Below are 18,036 nucleotides of genomic sequence, written 5' to 3'. Positions count from 1 at the left end.
GTGAAGACTAGCTACAAGCTGCAAGCTGCAAGCTTCAAGCTGCAAGGAAAACCTGTTTTGGGGTTTAGCTTGCAGCTTGCAGCTTGTGGCTTGTAGCTTGCCGCTGCGAATAATCGCTACGCGATTATTCGCTCTCGATCTGCGCCTGGTACTGGTCGGCGGTGAGCAGGTTGTCCAGATCGGTTTCTTCGCTCATCTGGATCTTGAACAGCCAGCCACCTTCATAGGGGGCGTTGTTGACCAGTTCCGGCTCGTCTTCCAGTGCCTCGTTGATCTCGATGACCTCACCGGCCACGGGCGCGTAAATGTCGGAGGCGGCCTTCACGGACTCCACCACACCGGCTTCGTCACCGGCGGCCACGACCTGGCCCACTTCCGGCAGCTCTACATACACCAGGTCGCCCATGGCGTCCTGGGCGTGCTCGGTGATGCCGACAGTGACCACGCCGTCGTCGTTCTTGGCCCATTCGTGGCTGGCGGCATAACGCAGCTCGGCTGGAATCTCGCTCATTGTTGTCTCCTGTTGAGAGTCGCTTGCTTGCGGCACGCTTTACGCCTGCACGCTGAAAGTTGTTCCGTAGGAGCGTCGCTGGCGGCGCGATAGTCAACGCATTGAATCGCACCGCCAGCGACGCTCCTACAGCCTGTCTTGTCACCTTTTCATCTTGAGCGGCACCGCCGCTTGTTGCCTTCGGCATTTCCGCGCTGCTGCAACACGGTTTCGCAGCACGCGTGATGCATGGCAGCGAATAGCGTGCACGTTAAAGCGCTTTGTAAACCGCCTGGCCGTTGCGCACGAAAGGCGGTTTGACCACCTGGGCAGGTTGGCGCTTGTTGCGGATTTCCACGTCCACCTTGCCGGTGGCGCCAGCGGGCAGCCGGGCCAGGGCGATGGATTTGCCCAGGGTGGGTGAAAACGTACCGCTGGTAATTTCGCCTTGCTCGCCATTGGGCAACAACACCTGCTGGTGGGCACGCAGTACGCCCTTGCCTTCCAGCACCAGGCCAACGAGCTCTCCGTGGCCATTTTGTTGCTGGTTGAGCAGCGGCTGGCGACCGACGAAATCCCGGTCGTTGAGGACCAGCGTCCACCCCATGTTGGCTTCCCACGGGGTGATGCTCTCGTCCATGTCGTTGCCGTACAGGTTCATGCCGGCTTCCAGACGCAGGGTATCCCGGGCGCCCAGGCCGATGGGCGCAACACCCGCGTCCAGCAACTGCCCCCACAGTGTGACCGCGTCATTGCCGGGCAGCATGATTTCCACGCCGTCTTCCCCGGTATAGCCGGTGCGGGCGATCATCCACTCGCCGTCTTCGGCAAACCCGAACACTTTCAGGGTATTCACGGCCTCGGCACGGGCACCGCTGAGCAGACCGGCCACCAGGCTGCGGGCCTGGGGGCCCTGGATGGCAAGCATGGCCAGGTCGGCCCGCTCGCGGATATCCACGGCAAATCCGCCCGCGTGTTTTTCCATCCACGCCAGGTCGGTCTCGCGGGTGGCGCAATTTACCACCAGACGGTAGTCATTGTCCCGCTTGTAGGCGATCAGGTCATCGATGACGCCGCCGCTGTCATTGAGCATGGCACTGTACAGGGCACGGCCCGGGGTGACGCGGTCCACGTCGTTGGCCAGCAGGTGGCGCAGAAAGTCCCGCGCACCGGCCCCGGCAATATCCACCACGGTCATATGGGAGACGTCGAATACGCCGGCGTGCTGGCGCACCGCGTGGTGCTCCTCGATCTGGGAGCCATAGTTGATCGGCATGTCCCAGCCGCCAAAGTCGACCATCTTGCCGCCGGCCGCCAGGTGCGCGTCGTACAGAGCTGTGCGATGACCCATATAAACACCACTATTCAAATGAGGGGCAATTATATCGGCCCGAGGCCGGGGGGCATAGGCTGGCGGCATGGACAGGGGCGGATTGGCCGGATGTCTGATCTGATTCGGAGAGAAAAAGCGGCCGCACCCGCAGGGCAAGCAGACGACCGCTCCCACAGTCCAGCACCGGGCTGAAATGTGGGAGCAGCCATTCGACTGCGGGGACGGCGGTTACTTGATGGACCCGCTCTGGTAGGTCAGGTTGACACCGCCAGCAGGAATCTGCAGGTCGATGGTGGCCGCGCCGCCGCCAATGCTGACATCAATGTTCTGGGCATTGAGGCTGAGCAGGCCAATCACCAGGCGCCCGTCGGGCAGGAACGTCAACGGACCTCTCAGCTGCAGATCGTTGAGCTCCAGGCTGTGCAGGTTGTGCGGCAGCCCCAGCGGCGCTTCCATTTCCGGGGCATCCAGGAATAGATCCAGGGTGGTCTCAAAGGTCAGTGAATTGCCGTCGTGACGGATATAGCCGCGCACCGGTTCGGTACGATTACCATTGCCGTCATCCGCATAACGGGCCCGCATCACCAGCGGCTCGGTGGGCACTTCCGGCTCCACCAGGCCGAGAATCTGCGCATAGACACTGCTGTTGGTGGTCATCAGCACCGGCGGGTAGAGCAGCACTTCCACTGCCTGCTCGTCCTCGTTCCAGCCGAGGATATCCACGTTGATGCCACCGTTCAGGTAGGTGAACTTTTCTTCGGGACAGCTCTGGTTCAGTGGGCAGCCCACGTTGGCGCCGGTGGCCAGGCCGCCAGTGTCGGTGACAAACAGGGAGGCCGCATTGGTGGGCGTGGGGTACTCGCCGCTGCCCGGCGGGTCTTCCACCGCTTTCTGTTCATCCGCGTCCAACTCGAAGTTGGCATTCACATCCGCCTTGGGCAGGTTGCGCAGCGGCAGGAACACATTGCCCGTGGCCGGGGCGCCGGTGAAGGCGATGGCCATGTCCGGACCGCCCTCATTGGCGGCCGGGGCCAGCAACTGGGCGGTCTGCAAAGGCATACCGGCCAATGAGCAGATCACCCCCTGGCCGCAGCCGGTGCTGGCGTGGGAGCCGAGGACGTACTGGTACAAGACGCCCTCTTCCCAGGGCTGCGCGGGCATCACCGTCAGGCTGCGGCTATTGCGCGACAGATAGGCCGGCACCGTTTCCAGACAGTTGCCGCCGGCATCAATCTTCTCCACCCGGACACTGCCCTCCCCGCAGGCCTCACCGAGCACCATGCTGGTGGTATCCATATCCTGGGAAAACTGGACCTCAATGGGGCGGTTGGCGGGCATCTCGACCACTGGCAACAGATCGCCGGCCTGATTCTGGAAAGCGCTGGCGCACTGACCCTGGATACCGTTGCCCAGGTCCCGGCTCGGCGGGTTCACCGCGCAGGCAAAACCCGGGTACACGGTGGCGGCATAAGGGGTTCGCGGCGCATCCGGGCTGTAGTCGGGCATGCTGAACAGCAGGGTTTCCGGTGTGGCCGGGTTACCGTACAGGTCTTCCACGCCGTCGGTGAGCGTGACCTGATACTCGGTGCCGAATGCCAATGGCTGTTCCGGGGTGAGAATCAGCGAGGCCCCATCCAGGGCCCACTGGAACGGCACCGGCGCACCCTGGTCGGTGAGCATCACACTGACGCCGGCTTCAATGCTGTCCTGGTCCGGGGTCTCGCTCAGGTTGAGCACGATCGGATCGCCGGGACGGAAACGGTCGGCATAATCACCGGGTTGCCAGCTTTGCAGACTGGGGCCGGTGATATCCACCGGGGGCTCGGGGGCGTTTTCCTGATCCTGGTAGGACTCCATGTGAAAGCTGAGCACGCCAAAGGCGGTTTCGATACCGAGCACTTCCGGCTCCACCACACCCAGGGCGTCGATGATCATGCGCCCTTCTTCCACGATGGCGCGGCCCACCAGTTCCACCTGCACCAGACTCTGGGTAAAGGCGCCATTGGCGCGGGAGTCGGCAGTGGAAAAAGCCAGGTCCAGAGTCAGCATGATGCGGCGTGGCGCTTCCGGCTGTTCGCTGTAAGGGGCCGGCAACAGATAGCCGGTGGCATCGGACAGGAAGCTGACGGTCACCTCGCCGGAATCAAACCCGGCGGGCAGCTGGCCGCCGATCAATACCTCCAGCGGCTCACCGGACAGCAGCGATCCCTTGCGAATTCGCAGCGGCGAGGCATCCGGAAAGTTGGGGATAAACGCCAGGTCGGCAAACACATCACCGGACAGTTTCGATACCGTGGTGTTACCCAGCAGGCGGGCAATCAGCGGGACACAGTTGATCGGCGCACCGGACAGCGGCGACAGCGTCACACCATCCTCGTTGCAGCCTTTGACCGGATCGGCCGCCATGGCTTCCAGGGCCAGGGTTTCGCGGGGCTCGGAGTCCTGCGGGTTCACCGCAAACTCGGTGTCGCCGCTCAGGGCAGTGCCAAAACGGCTACTCAGGGCCGCATCCAGCACCAGTGTATAGGGCTGGCCCGGTTGCAGGTCGGCGGCCGGGTCCACGCTGAGACGGTTACCGCCGGCCAGGGCCGTGGCCTCAACCAGGGCGCCACCACTCGCTTCCAGTCTCACGGTGGTGCCGTAATCCACGGTGGCCGCATCCAGCGGCTGACTAAACTGCAGGTGCAGGGTGGAAAAATCCATCAGCGGTTGCGCCTGATCACCGGATGGCGCAACCCGCGTGACCGTAAACGCCTGGGCCTGCTGCTGCTCGCTGGCCGGCCCCTTGCCGGCACTGGCGGTGGTGAAAGCCAGCTCGCCGTCACTGAAGCCGGCCAGAGTCATGCCTGCCAGTTCCAGCCGGTAGTCACTGTTGAACGCCAACGGCGCCTGGGGGGTAATCACCAGGGACCGCTCCTGGTCAGCCCGGGACAGCACCACATCCACCGGACCGTCCGGCCCGATCAGGCTCACATCCTGATCGTCCAGGGCGGGCGGCTCGGAAAACTGCACCACCACCGGCGCATGGACCGATACGCCGGTCTGTGCGTCTGCGGGATAGCTGTAGTACACCTGCCCTTTTTTGCGGGCACTGTAATCCACCGTTTGCTCACTGCCACCGCCGCCGCAGGCGGCCAACAGGGACGCGGCGGCAATCAGGGAAAATATGCGCAACATCATGCTTGCCTCCGCACTCAGAATTTCAGGGTCAGGGAACCACTGAAGACATGGACGTCACCGTCCGCTTCCACCCGTTCGCTGGGCTGCGGAAAGGCGGCGGACTGGGTGTCATAGATATCGAACTCCCGGGCTTCCAGCTTCTGGTATTGGTAGCCCACATCCAGGCGTACCGGGTAGGCCAGCAACCAGGGCTCCTTGAATTCAGCGGAGGCGCCCAGGCCCACAATCCACTTGTCGGTATCCAGATAGTTCACGTCCACGGAGGCATCGGAATCCAGCGGCGACTCGCTGAACGCCAGCCCGCCCCGCAGGGTAAAGGTATCGTTGAGGCGGTATTCCGTGCCTACTCGCGGGATCACCACATCCTTGAAGCGAAGCTGGCCCACGTCACCGTTAACGGTCTGGTCCTTGATGGTGTCGCGCTCGAACTCCTCTTCCAGGGCGGACCACTCCTGCCATTCCACACTGACGCCGGTGCGCCAGCGACCGGCCTGGTAGTGCATGCCGCCGCTGAGGATATTGGGCTGGTAGGAATCCAGGGTGTTGATAGCCAGCATCAGGCCCGGGCTGGAAATTACCCCGGGGATCACCGCATTGGCGTTCACTTCCGTCTTGGTATTGGAATAGCCACGATAGGCCAGCGCGGTTTCCAGACCATTGAACCAACAGTCGTCGCCTTCGGCGCAGAAGGTCTCGCCCCAATCCATGTTGATGCCGAAGATCGGCCGGATGGCGGGCTTGGCGGACACTTCCAGTTTTTCGTAGCGGGTGTTACCGGCCAGGTCCGTGGTGGCGGCCAGGTCGGCTTCGGCATGCAGGGTAATCCGGGCGGTGGCACCCACGTCGATCCCCCGCCACAGCTGGGTGGCGCCGCCCAGATTCAGAAACAGGGGCTGACGGCCATACTCGAAGTACTGCCCTTGCTGGGAGGTCTGGGATTCGAAGGCGAGCATTTCCTCACCGTATTTTTCCACGCCCAGCATCAGGCCCAGATAGAGCGGATGATCGTATTGGGTCAGCGAGGTGAGATCGGTCTTCATGCCGATCAGCACATGCTGGGAGGGAGAGTCCTGAATCACATCACCGTTCCGTACCGGCGCATCCGCGCCGCCCAGGCTGTTGGCGCGCAGCTCATGGTCCGCGTGCATGAAACCGGCGGTGAGTTCGCCGCGCGAATCCTTGGCCAGATAGGCCGGGTTGTAATAGGTGGCTGAGGTCTGGCTGTTGAACAGGCTCAGGGCCTGAGCGGTGGCCAGATCGAAAGGCAACACGCCGTAGGTGGTACCGATGTTACCCATGCTGCCCAGGGCAACAGACTGCATCAGCAGACCACCGGCAACGACGGCAGCGCGTCCCTTGAATGAAACAGACATTGTGCACTCCTGATTTCTTTTTCTGTGTCGCGGGGGGGTAGCGACAGGGGGATCACACCCTAATCAGGAGTCCACAGGCATTCACATAGGAAGAAAGCGGTAATCCGCGTCATTCGCGACACATATTCGTAAAATTGTTGGAAAAAGTGATGCAATTGGCAGTGAAAAGTAGCGTTGCGTCAGGCACGAATGTCCCAGAAAGTTCGGTACCGCGCCGCTCCGGGTCCGACTTCGCCTTGCCAGCAAGGTACCAACGGCTCGAGGGATCGGCTTCAGGGACTACAAAAAAAACGCCCCGGACAAGCCGGGGCGTTTTTCACGTTGCCAGGAACGCTTGCAGAGCGATCACTGAATGGACGCACTCTGGTAGCTCAGGTTGATGCCACCCGGCGGAATCTGCAGCAGCACCTTGCCGCCATCGAAGCCAGCCAGGGTGATTTCCAGATCCACATCCAGCGGTTCCTGATTCTGCAGAGCGATGAACAGGCGGCCATCGGGCAGGAAGTCCAGCGGACCTTCCAGCTGCACATTGTCGATGGGCAGGCTCTTCACGTTGTGCTCAAGACCCAGCGGCAGGCTCAGGGCCGGCGCATCGAACAGCAGATCGAACGGGATACGGAAGACCGGGCCATCCGGTGTATCCACGATAAAGCCTACCGGCGGTACCGTGCGCGGGCTGTTGGGATCATTGGGATCCTCCGGCTCGTAACGCACGCGCATGATGTTGGGGCCGGTGGAGGTGGGAATCGGTGCCAGGCCGATGTTATCCAGACCCACGGCTTCGATCAGATCCCCGAGTCCAGTGGCACCCAGCAAACCATCCACGATGTCCTGGGCAATATCACCGAGCACCGGAATCGCGCCAAGCAGGCCGCCTGTTTCATCGTCCGAGGTCAACCGCAGGCCGATTACCGCCGTGGCATCCAGATTGGTGAGCGCCACCGTGGTGGGGTAGATCACCACCGGCACACCCTGATTCTCGGCATCGAAATCCAGGATCTCGGTATTCAGCAACCCGGTCACGTACATGATCTTGTCGCTGTCACACTGGGTGGGCGTGCCGTCAGCCGGATTATCAAAACCACAGCCTGTGTTGGCATAGGCCACCAGCCCTTCACCACCAGTGCCACGGGGCACGATGAAGGTGGCATTGGCAGGCGTATCTGCCGGATCCAGGGTGTCGCCGGTGAGAACCGGTTCGTTGCTGTCGATCTGGAAGTTGTTGTTCACATCCGCGCTGGGCAGGTTGGCCAGTTCCTGGAAGATGGTGTCCGCAGCGGCTTCACCCCGGAACAGAATTTCCATATCCGGGCCACCCTCTTTCAGTCCGCCACCGAGCAGGGGAGCCGTTTGCAGCGGCAGGCCATCAGCGGAGCAAATACCGGCACAGCCGGTGCCGCCACCGTTACCCGCCATCACGTAGCGGTAGAGGGTCGCACCGGTCTCGTCCCAGGGCTGGTTCGGGGTAAAGGTGAAGCCACGGGTTTCCACGGTGAGCTCACCGTCCACATCAACCCAGGAACCGTTGTCGTCCGCTTGCACCATCACGGTATCGCCCAGCACCAGGGTGCTCGGGTCCATGTTCTGGGAGAAACGCACCTTGATCGGACGATTCGCAGGCAACCCCACGATGGGCAGCTGGTCAATCACCACCTGATCCGCTTCCGGGCTGGAAGACACACACACGCCCTGGGTACCGGCGTCAATTTCCGCCTGACTGGCCGTGCTGCTGGCACAGGGGAAGCCCGGGTAAACGGTGGACGCAAACGGCCCACGACGCACATCCTCGCCACCGTCATCCACCACGTATTCCGGCAGGGTGAAATCCAGGGAATTATCCCCTTCCAGGGAATCCAGCATCTGCAGCGGGTTGCCGGCCAAGTCGGTGATTTCCGGGGTGGTGGTCACCACATATTCGACCCCGTACTCCACCGGGCTGTCAGGGGTAATCACCAGCGCATTCCCGCTGAGTTCCCAGCTGAACGGCTCGGCAACACCACCTTTGGTGAGCATCAATGTGGTGCCCGCATCAATGCTTTGCGGCTCCAGCGCTTCGCTGAAGTGAATGACAATGGGCTCCCCCGGTTCCATGCGATCTGCCACATTGCCCGGCTGCCAGGACAATTCCGGACCGTTATCCCCATTCAGAACGGGAACGATGGGATTCACGGAATCAATCGGCTGGACCGGTGCATTTTCCTGATCCAGATAGGACTCCATGCGGAAGCTGAGAACGCCGTAGCTGTTTTCCACGCCCAGTACCCGCGGCTCCACCACAGTGATGGCATCGGTGTTGAGCTGGCCGTCTTCAATCAGGCCGGTGCCCACCAGTTCCAGATGCATCAGGTTCTGCGTAAAGGCCCCATTGGCGCGGGCGTCGGAGGTGGAGGTCGCCACATCCATCATCAACCGCAGCTGCTTGGGTGCATCGTCGCTTTCCGCATTGGGGTTGGGGAACAGATAACCGGTAGCATCGGAAATGATCTGTACCGTCACTTCCCCGGAATCAAAGCCCACCGGCACTTCACCGCCAATAAAGACTTCCAGCGCATCACCGGTAAGAATGCCGCCCTTCCTGACCCGCAGCGGGGTGACATCCGGGAAGTTGGGGGTAAACGCCAGCTCCGCATACACGTCACCGGACTGCTTGGATACGGTCTTGTCCTGCAGCAGGGTACCAATCACCGGCACGCAGTTGATCGGCTGACCGGTCAGTTCGGAGGTGATCACCCCTTCATCCAGACAGCCAAGGGAATCATCCGCCGGCGGTGCATTGGTCACCAGTACCGCCCGCTCACCGGTGGTGGGAGAGGTGGTGTCCTGGGGCACGGTGGAATGCGTAAAGCCGGCAATGGTTTCGCCGGACTGGCTGAGCACGCCGTTGACACCCAGCTCATAGGTCTGGCCGGGGGTCATGTCTTCCAGCGGGTCCACGGTAATCGCGGTACGGCCAACCAGCAGTTGTGCCGGCACCAGTTCGCCGTTGCTCATCAGGCTGACGGTGTCACCATAAACTGCGGTGGACGCATCAATGGGCTTGGTGGTGCGCAGCCGGAAACTGGAGAAATCCATGCTTTCGAACTGGTCGTCATCCGGGAAGATGGACTCCACTTCAAAGCTGGCGGCGGTCTGCTGGGTATCCAGCGGTCCTTCCAGAGCGGCGCGGGTAGTGAAATTGAGCTCGCCGTCCTTGAAAGTGGTGGTTTCACCGAGCACGGTGACGCCATTCATGACCACCGTGTAATCCGTTGCCGGAGACAGTGCATCCACAGGCGTCAGCACCACACCCCGGCCATCTGCCACGGATTCCAGGGTGAAGGCCACATCCGCGCCATCCGCATCCTGGAACACGAAATTATCTGCCGTGGCCGATACGGTATGGCTGAACTGTAAGGCCACAATGGCACGCGGTGCCACCTGGTTCTGGTCATCCAGCGGGTAGGTGTAGTGCAGGTTGCGTGCGTTGAAGGTGGGTGTATCGAAACTCACCCTGTCCTTGTCCCCGCCACAGCCTGCCACCGCAAGGGCGGTCAGTGCTGTCAGGGCGATATTATTCTTTTTCATGGAACACCTCCGTTAGAACTTCACCGTGATAGCGCCGGAAAACACATGGACATCGCCATCAGCGGTTACCACTTCATAGGGGTTCGCCACACCGGGACGGTTGGTGGTCAGCTCGAAATCCCGCTCTTCCAGTTTCTGGAACTGGTAACCGAAATCAAGGCGCAGCGGATAAGCGAGGACGGGCGGGTTCTGGATAATCAGGGATGAGCCCACGCCGACAATCAATTTGTCACTGTCCAGGTAGTTCACGTCCGGGGTCTGGATGCTTTCCAGCGGGCTTTCCTGATACGCCACACCGCCGGACAGAATCAGGTGATCGTTCACCGTCCACTCGGCACCGATACGGGGAACCACAATGTCCTTGAACTCGGCGAAGGCCTGGTCCTTGACCGTGTCGCGGGCCAGCTCATCTTCCAGGTCACTCCAGTTCTGCTGTTCTACGGTAACGGCAGCGCGGAAGTTGTCGGTGAAGTGATACAGCAGACCGGCACTGAAGATATCCGGCTGATAGGAATCGATGGTATCGATCAACACAGTAATACCCGGATCAATAACGGTACCGGGAATGGTCAGATTGGATTCCACCGCGGTGCGGGCCTCGGTGTGCCCGCGGAAAGCAAAAGCGGTCTCAAGACCGGTCCAGATGCCGCAGTCTTCCTTGCCGCAGAACACCTTGTCCCATTCCAGATTCATGGACAGCACCGGACGAATCACCGGCTTGGCAGACACGGTCAGCTCTTCGCGCTGGGTTTCACCGGCCAGGTTGGCGCTGGCGATCAGGGTAGCCTCAGAACGCAGGGAGATGTGTGCGGAGGCCCCGGTGGTAATACCGTTGGCCAGTTCGAGGCCTCCACCAAGGTTCAGGAATAATGGCTGTCGGCCGTAATTGAAGAACTGGCCTTCCATGCTGGTGCTGGAGTCAAATGCCAGCATTTCCTCACCGAATTTTTCCACCCCGGCAATAATCGCGAAGTAGATCGGATGTTCGAACTTGGTCATATCGGTGAGGTCGGTCTTCAGCGCAATGACCTGCTGCTGGGACAGGGTGTCATTCAGTATGTCACCGTCACGAATCACCGATGGGGCGCCCCCGCTGGGATTGCCCTGGCTGACGGCACGCAGTTCCTGGTCACCGTGCAACAGACCCACCGTCAGTTCCCCACGGGGATCGCGGGTCAGGTAGGCCGGGTTGTAATAAAGCGCTGATGCCTGGGGATTGAACATGGACAGACCCATGGCGGTCCCCACATCGGCAGGTAGCAGACCATAGGTGCTGGCCGTGTTACCCATTGCAGCGAAAGTAGGGGTCGACAGGGCAGTGCTGACAATGACAGCAGCTCCCCAACGGGCGAGGGTTTTCGTAGTCATAGCGCTTCTCCGGCTTTTGTTATTAGGGTTTTCGCCTCAGGTTAAGGTCCCAGGCGACAGGAGAACAATGCGTGAAGCTATGCAGCCTCTCACCTATTCCCCCCTGTGTGTATGCAACAAGTCAAACAAAACGCGAGTGCCAGCGCCGTTGGCAAAAAGTTGGGAATGGTTGAGAAAAGTTGATGGGAGCACCGGTATTGTTAAACGATGTAACCGGGGGGTTTCGGTTTGCCGTCGCCAGGGCGGCTATGTCACAGACAGGTAGAGGAGCATAAAAAAGCCGGCCCGAAGGCCGGCAATGGCTTGGCAAGGAAGACGTTACTGCTTGATCGGCTCACCCAGGTACTGAAGCTTTACGCCGCCCGCCGGAATTTTCAGATAAATTTTCAGGTTAAGGATCAACACCGACAGATTCACGTCTACAGCGATATCGTTGCTGTTCAGCTGCTCGATTACCATGCGCCCGTCCGGCAGGAAAGTGACCGGCCCGGCCAGATTCATGGTCAGCGGATAGCTGTGCTGGTTATGGGTGCCATCCAGCAGGATGTGCATGTAGGGCGCGTCCAGATACAGGTCCACATCAGCGCGAAACTCCGGCCCCTCCGGGGTTTGCACAATCCAGCCGGGGATCAGCCCCTGGCGCTCCCATTCGTCATAGACAAAACTGCCATCCGGATGCTTTTTACCACAGAAATTATCCGCGTCTTCCGGCCAGGCCACACACTGGTAACGCATACGCATGAACTGGGTTTCTGTGGGGGTGTCGCTGTCAAACAGGCCGATGATTTTCACTTTCAGTGTCACCGATGATGCCTGAATCAGGGTGGGATACAGCCCGATCCTGACAGCCGGCCAGGCTTCAACGTCCGGTGTCGACGGATCATCGTAGGGTTGTGTGGCGCCGATCACCTCGGAGTTGAGGCCACCGACCACATGAATGCCACACTGCTCCGGCAGATCACAGACCAGCGCCGGATCGGAGACGCCTCCTTCGCTGCCGTTATCGCCCTTGCTTTCATCAATGATCAGTGCCGTGGTATTGGCACCGGGCTCACCGCCGTTGTAGCCAGGCTCTCCCGCATCAAAATGGCCATTGCCGTTCAGGTCCGCCGTGGGCAGGTTCTTGAGTGGCTGGAAGACACTGGCAACCGGCGCGCCGGCAACGAAGTGAAGATGCATGTCGGGTCCACCCATGTCGCTGTCCGGGGCCCGTAACAGAGCGGTCTGCAGACGCTTGCCATCGGTGGCGCAAATGGCCTCGCCACTGCGGCAATCATCCGGTTGCTGGGCGGATGTCTGATTGACGCTCATCAGGATGTAACGGTAATAGGCACCCTCTTCCCAGGGTTGGGACGGGGTAAAGACCAGGCGACGATTGCCCACCTCCAGCTTGCCGGTCACACCCGCCTCACAGCGGTATTTGCGTTTGCCGTCTTCGTCATAGCGCAGCGGGCGCCCCGTGGCCGGGTCCAGCTCCACCTTTTCCACCCGGAAGCTGCCCACGTCACAGGCATTGGTATTTTCAAAGACCACCGATTCCGCGTCGATATCCCGGGAGAAATTCACCCGGATAGCACGATCTGCCGGCAGCGAGGGCACCGGATTGCGATCGTCTTCCACCTTGCCGCCCTGGCAGAAACCATGGTTCCCCGCTTCGATTTCCCAGTGCGCCTTGTCGGCGGCACAGGGGAAGCCCGGATAGCTGGTCAGCACGATGGGGGGCGCCAGGTCCCCCACTTGCTGAGGCAGATTAAAGGAAGCATTGACCGGAACCGCGGGGTTGCCGGCCAGGTCGGTGACCCGGGAGCTGACCATGGCGGTATAGCTCTCGCCGAATGCCAACGGAGCAACCGGACGCATCACCAGGGAGGCGCCATCCAGATACCAGTCCACCGCCACATGGCTGCCATCCTGTTGCAGGCCGAAGGTGTCGCCGGCGCTGAGGCTGGACGGATCCAGGGGCTCATCGAAATTGAGGATCACCGCATCGCCGGGGCGGGCGCTCAGCGCTGTGCCCGACTCGTTCACGGCGGGGACCATGGACTGCAATTGTGGTGCGGTCATATCCGGCACCGGTTGCGGCGCGTTCTCCTGATCCTCGTAGGACTTCATATGGAAGCTGAGCAGCCCAAAGGCGGTTTCCTGGCCCAGGACTTTCGGCTCCACGATACCCACCGCATCAATTTCCATGCGGCCCTCTTTTACCAGCGCCATGCCATTGAGTTCCACATGCAGCAGGGTCTGGCTGAGGGCGCCGTTGGCCTCCGGGTTTTCCGCCGTCATGGACACATCCATGTACAGCTTCACCTGCTTGGGCGCTTCATGGGCATCACTGTAGGGGTTGGGCAACAGGTAACCGGACGCATCCGACAGGAAGGTCACCGCGATGGCGCCGGTGTCGATGCCCGCCGCCACTTCCCCCGCCACCTTGACGGTCACATTGGTGCCGGTGAGCAGGCTGTTGCGGGGAATCCGCAGTGGCGATACCTGCGGATAATTCGGCAGGTAGGCCAGCTCCGCGAACACATCGCCGGTCTGCATGGTCGCATCCTTGTCGCCCAGCAGGGTGGACTGGATTGGCACACAGTTCATGGTGGCGCCGGTAAGCTTGGCCACCAGGGCATCCGGAGCATTGCACGGGTCGTTCTGGTCCTCACTGGCGCTCAGGGCTTCCTGCACCAGGGTAGCGCGGGGCATGGAATCCCGGGCGGTCCAGCTCTGCTCGAACCCGCCGGTGAGCTGGGCCTGATCCACACCCCGTACCGACGGGGTGAATTTCAGGGTGTACCGCTGTCCCGGGGTCAGATCCTGCAGAGGATCGATGGTCACCGCATTGCCTTTGACCAGCAGCGCAGCGGGCACGGTATCACCCTCGTGTTCCAGTTCCACGGAAGCTCCACCGTCGGTGTCGCCATATTGCATGGTTCCCGGGTCAAGCATCTGATTGAAGCGCACCCGCAGGGTGGAAAAATCCATGAAGGGCAGCGCATTGCCGTCCGGGATCACCTGACTCACGGCCAGATCCGGCGTGGCCATCCGGGTGGACAGGGGACCGTCATGACTGAGGCGTGTGACGAAATCCAGGCCACCATCCGGGAACACCGGACTGCCCTGGGCCGTTTCGATGCCGTCGATCACCAAGCGATAATGGCTGTGGCTCTGAAGCGGGCTCTGCGGCTGCAGCATCACGCCCATGCCGCCATCCAGCGATTGCGGGTCACCCAGGGCCACCTGGTTATCTCCCGTGTCCTCACAGGCGTCGCCCAGCTGGCCACAATCGAGCAGGGTAAAGTGACTGGCATCCACCGCCATGGCGTGGGAAAACCGCAACACCAGCGGCGTCTTTGGTGACAGGTTCTGCTGCCCGTCATAGGGATAGCTGTAATACACTTCCGCCTGCTGCCAACCGGCAATGGACGGGGTGTCTCCGGCATCGCCGCCACAGGCGGCCAGGGTCGCTGCCGCGGCGGCCAGCCATAAATTTCTTGTTGTCATCACCGATCTCCTAGAATTTCAGGGTGATGGAGCCGGAAAACACGTGCACGTCCCCTTCTGCGTCCACACTTTCGTAGGGTTGCGGGAAGGACGGCGAGCGGCGGTCGTAGAGGTCAAAGGTGCGGGTTTCCAGCTTCTGGTACTGGTAAGCCAGGTCCAGACGCACCGGGAACGCCAGCACCGGCACCGACTTGTACTGGGCAGTGAGCCCCAGCCCCAGGATCCACTTGTCGGTATCCAGGTAGTTCACTTCCAGGGAGCCGTCGGAATCCAGCGGCGATTCGCTGAAGGCCACCCCACCGGTGACCATGTAGGTGTCATCCAGGTGGAATTCGCCACCCAGCCGGGGCACCACGATGTCCTTGAACTTCAGCTCATAGGGGGTGCCTTTGTACTGCACCGCCTGATCCTTGATGGTGTCGCCTTCCAGCTCTTCTTCCAGCCGAGACCATTCCTGCATTTCCACGGTCAGGCCCACCCGCCAACGATCACGCCCGTAGGCCAGACCGGCGGCATAGATGTTCGGCTGGTAGGAATCCACGGTGCTGATGGCCAGATTGATACCCGGATCCAGCACAGTGCCTGGAATGGTGATGGTGGAATCCACCGTGGTGTTGGTATTGGAGTAACCCCGGAAACTGAAGGCAGTCTCCAGACCGCTGTACCAGCAATCGTTGCCGTCACCACAGAAGCTCTCACCCCAGTCCATGTTCATGCCGAAGATCGGACGAATGGAGGGTTTGGCTGACACGTTAAGCGTCTCATAGCTGGTCACCCCGCCCAGGGTGGAGGTGGCCACCAGCTCCGCTTCCGAGTGAAGCGTGATGCGGGCGGACAGGCCCATATCCAGGCCACGCCAGATCTGCGTGCCGCCGCCCAGATTCAGGAACAGGGGCTGACGACCGAATTCGAAGTACTGGCCCTCGACGGAGGTCTGGGAATTGAACGCCATCATTTCCTCGCCGTACTTCTCCACTCCCAGCATGAACCCCAGGTACAGGGGGTGATTGAAGCGGGTCAGCGAGGACAGGTCGGTTTTCATGCCCAGCAGAGTGTGCTGGGAAGGCGAATCCTGCAGCGTATCGCTGCTGCGCGGCAGCGGCGCGGCGCCACCCAGGCTGCTTGCTCGCAGTTCATGGTCCGCATGCAATAACCCGGTGGTCAGCTCGCCCCGATCATCCTGGGCCAGGTAGGCCGGATTGTAGTAAGTGGCGGAGACCTGGCTGTTGAACAAGGACAGGGCCTGGGCAGACGCCAGATCCGACGGCAACACCCCGTAGGTGGTACCGATGTTGCCCATGCTGGCCATGGCCGGCGAGATACACACCACCCCAACGCCCGCCACAACCGCAGGCAGCAGTTTTCGCATTGTCATGAAGCTCTCCAAAAAGACGCGCCCGTACCGGGGCTATTGTTATTTTCGATTTGCATACACAGTTATGTGCGCAAAAAGTTGGCATTAACGTACCAACTTTCCTTCACGAATACATCACGGGAAATGGCTAAACCGTCACCAAATTTACATATATACACAAAAAGAAACGTTACGATATCGGAACAGCTAGGGAGATGTTCGTAGCTTTTTCGGGGAAGTTAGGCCATTTGCAGGATGCAATAGCCGACAGGACCATCAGAGCTGGGGGGAATCCAGTCGCTCGGCGCGTCGACGGGTCAGCACCATCACCGGGATCAACCCCAACAGCACCAGGGTCAGCGCCGGGGCGGCAGCCCGTTGCCACTCCCCCTCGGCGGTCAACTCGTAAATCCGGACTGCCAGGGTGTCCCAGCCGAAGGGGCGCAGCAGCAGGGTGGCCGGCATTTCCTTCATCACATCAATGCCCACCAACAGCAACGCGGTGAGCAGGCCCGGCAACATCATCGGCACATAAACCCGACGGCCCACTTCCGCGGAGGATGCCCCCAGGGTACGGGCCGCCTCCACCAGGCTGGGACGCACCTGCTGGAGGGCGTTTTCCACCGGACCGAAACCCACCGCCATGAAGCGTACCACATAGGCCAGCAACAATGCCGCCAGGGTACTGACCAGCACGATGCCCAGCCCCAGGTCCGCCAGCCAGCCCTCTACCGCACTGAAACTGATCATGATGCCCACCGCCAGCACCGACCCTGGCAAGGCGTAGCCCAGCGTCGCCAAGCGCACGGCCACGGACACGGACCGTGATGGCTGATGCCGCTTCACCCAGGCCAGCCAGCCGGCCAGACTCAGCACCAGCAGCGCGGCCATGGTCCCGAGCAGGAAGGTCCGCCAGATCAGATTGAGGAAACGGGCATCCACCTGCATCAGGCCGTTGTCGATCACCCAGTAGAGCAGGCGGCTGACCGGCAGCAGGAAGGCCATGAACAACACGGAAAAGGCAAACAGCGTCACCCCCCAGGCCAGCCGCGGACGACTGCGCAGGGTCTGCCGTCCACCAATTTCACTGTAGCGGGCACGGCTGCGGCCGCGCCGTTCCAGCCAGAGGGCCACCACCACGAACAGCAATAGCAGGGAGGCGAGCTGGGCGGCTGCCTGCAGGTTGAACAGGCCGTACCAGCTCTTGTAGATGGCCGTGGTGAATGTATCGAAGTTGAAGATGCTGACCGCACCGAAGTCCGCCAGGGTTTCCATCAACGCCAGGGCCAGCCCGGCAGCAATACCGGGCCGCGCCATGGGCAGTGCCACCCGCAAGAACGCGGAGGAGGCCGTATCCCCCAGGATCCGGGCCTGCTCCAGCACCGCCCGGCCCTGGGCCTCGAAGGCCAGCCGGGCGAGCATGTAGACATAGGGATAGAGCACCAGAGACAGGGTGATCACCACCCAGAGGGGATGGCGGGCACTGAAGTCGGGCAGCATCGGCAGCCACTGGCGCAGAAAAGTCTGGATGGGGCCGGCGTAATCCAGCAAGTCCACCATCACGAAGGCGAGAACATAGGCGGGCATGGCCATGGGCAGCAGAAGCGCCCATTGCAGCCAGCGGCGCCCGGGGAATTCCAGTGTGGCCACACACCAGGCCAGGGACACGCCGAGCAGCAGCACCCCGGCGGACACCCCCACCATCAGGAACAGGGTGTTGCCCACCAGCCGCCACAGCACCGTGTCGAGCAGGTGCTGCCAGGTGGCCCACTGCTCCTGCTGCCAGGCGGCCAGCAGGACCACAATGGGCACCAGCACCAGCAAGGCCAGCAGCAGAACGCTGGCTCCGCTGGCGGACAGGGCTCCCCGGGTTCGCACC

9 protein-coding genes are annotated in these 18,036 nt (G+C 61.3%); all 9 read right to left on the bottom strand.

Going from position 1 to position 18,036, the window contains the following annotated elements; genetic code table 11:
* Window positions 1–124: 124 nt before the first annotated feature.
* The 9 genes from gcvH to A0251_RS03020 all read right to left on the bottom strand — a co-directional run bounded on the left by gcvH (window position 125) and on the right by A0251_RS03020 (window position 18,035).
* Window positions 125–511 carry a glycine cleavage system protein GcvH gene (gcvH, locus tag A0251_RS03060; protein ID WP_062815340.1) on the bottom strand — a complete coding sequence of 129 codons (387 nt, stop codon included), beginning with the start codon at window positions 509–511 and terminating at the stop codon, window positions 125–127.
* Between the two features lie 250 nt (window positions 512–761).
* A complete protein-coding gene (gene gcvT, locus A0251_RS03055; RefSeq protein WP_062815339.1) occupies window positions 762–1,841 on the bottom strand; it encodes a glycine cleavage system aminomethyltransferase GcvT in 1,080 nt (359 codons plus the stop codon).
* Window positions 1,842–2,051: 210 nt separating this feature from the next.
* The gene (locus A0251_RS03050) at window positions 2,052–5,003 is read right to left on the bottom strand and encodes an Ig-like domain-containing protein (RefSeq protein WP_231866179.1); all 2,952 of its coding nucleotides are present in this window, start codon (window positions 5,001–5,003) and stop codon (window positions 2,052–2,054) included.
* Between the two features lie 14 nt (window positions 5,004–5,017).
* A complete protein-coding gene (locus tag A0251_RS03045) occupies window positions 5,018–6,376 on the bottom strand; it encodes an OmpP1/FadL family transporter (protein ID WP_062815338.1) in 1,359 nt (452 codons plus the stop codon).
* Window positions 6,377–6,721: 345 nt separating this feature from the next.
* The gene (locus tag A0251_RS03040; RefSeq protein WP_062815337.1) at window positions 6,722–9,940 is read right to left on the bottom strand and encodes an Ig-like domain-containing protein; all 3,219 of its coding nucleotides are present in this window, start codon (window positions 9,938–9,940) and stop codon (window positions 6,722–6,724) included.
* A 12-nt stretch (window positions 9,941–9,952) separates the two neighbouring features.
* Window positions 9,953–11,308: an outer membrane protein transport protein gene (locus A0251_RS03035; protein WP_062815336.1), complete on the bottom strand. Its 1,356-nt coding sequence runs from the start codon at window positions 11,306–11,308 to the stop codon at window positions 9,953–9,955.
* Between the two features lie 318 nt (window positions 11,309–11,626).
* Window positions 11,627–14,803: an Ig-like domain-containing protein gene (locus tag A0251_RS03030; protein WP_062815335.1), complete on the bottom strand. Its 3,177-nt coding sequence runs from the start codon at window positions 14,801–14,803 to the stop codon at window positions 11,627–11,629.
* A 10-nt stretch (window positions 14,804–14,813) separates the two neighbouring features.
* Window positions 14,814–16,178: an OmpP1/FadL family transporter gene (locus A0251_RS03025; protein WP_062815334.1), complete on the bottom strand. Its 1,365-nt coding sequence runs from the start codon at window positions 16,176–16,178 to the stop codon at window positions 14,814–14,816.
* Window positions 16,179–16,433: 255 nt separating this feature from the next.
* Window positions 16,434–18,035, bottom strand: a complete 1,602-nt coding sequence (locus A0251_RS03020; RefSeq protein WP_156478222.1) for an iron ABC transporter permease — start codon at window positions 18,033–18,035, stop codon at window positions 16,434–16,436.
* Between the last annotated feature and the right edge of the window lies 1 nt (window position 18,036).

The sequence above is a fragment of the Alcanivorax sp. NBRC 102024 genome, from assembly GCF_001602235.1.
GTDB lineage: Bacteria > Pseudomonadota > Gammaproteobacteria > Pseudomonadales > Alcanivoracaceae > Alcanivorax.
The sequence above is the reverse complement of the archived record's forward strand: the minus strand, read 5'-3'. Positions and strand labels throughout refer to the sequence as shown.

Bases quoted from the DNA above. Each gene is read 5' to 3' on its own strand.
- gcvH (WP_062815340.1), bottom strand. From the start codon at position 511: ATGAGCGAGATTCCAGCCGAGCTGCGTTATGCCGCCAGCCACGAATGG.
- gcvT (WP_062815339.1), bottom strand. From the start codon at position 1,841: ATGGGTCATCGCACAGCTCTGTACGACGCGCACCTGGCGGCCGGCGGC.
- A0251_RS03050 (WP_231866179.1), bottom strand. From the start codon at position 5,003: ATGATGTTGCGCATATTTTCCCTGATTGCCGCCGCGTCCCTGTTGGCC.
- A0251_RS03045 (WP_062815338.1), bottom strand. From the start codon at position 6,376: ATGTCTGTTTCATTCAAGGGACGCGCTGCCGTCGTTGCCGGTGGTCTG.
- A0251_RS03040 (WP_062815337.1), bottom strand. From the start codon at position 9,940: ATGAAAAAGAATAATATCGCCCTGACAGCACTGACCGCCCTTGCGGTG.
- A0251_RS03035 (WP_062815336.1), bottom strand. From the start codon at position 11,308: ATGACTACGAAAACCCTCGCCCGTTGGGGAGCTGCTGTCATTGTCAGC.
- A0251_RS03030 (WP_062815335.1), bottom strand. From the start codon at position 14,803: ATGACAACAAGAAATTTATGGCTGGCCGCCGCGGCAGCGACCCTGGCC.
- A0251_RS03025 (WP_062815334.1), bottom strand. From the start codon at position 16,178: ATGACAATGCGAAAACTGCTGCCTGCGGTTGTGGCGGGCGTTGGGGTG.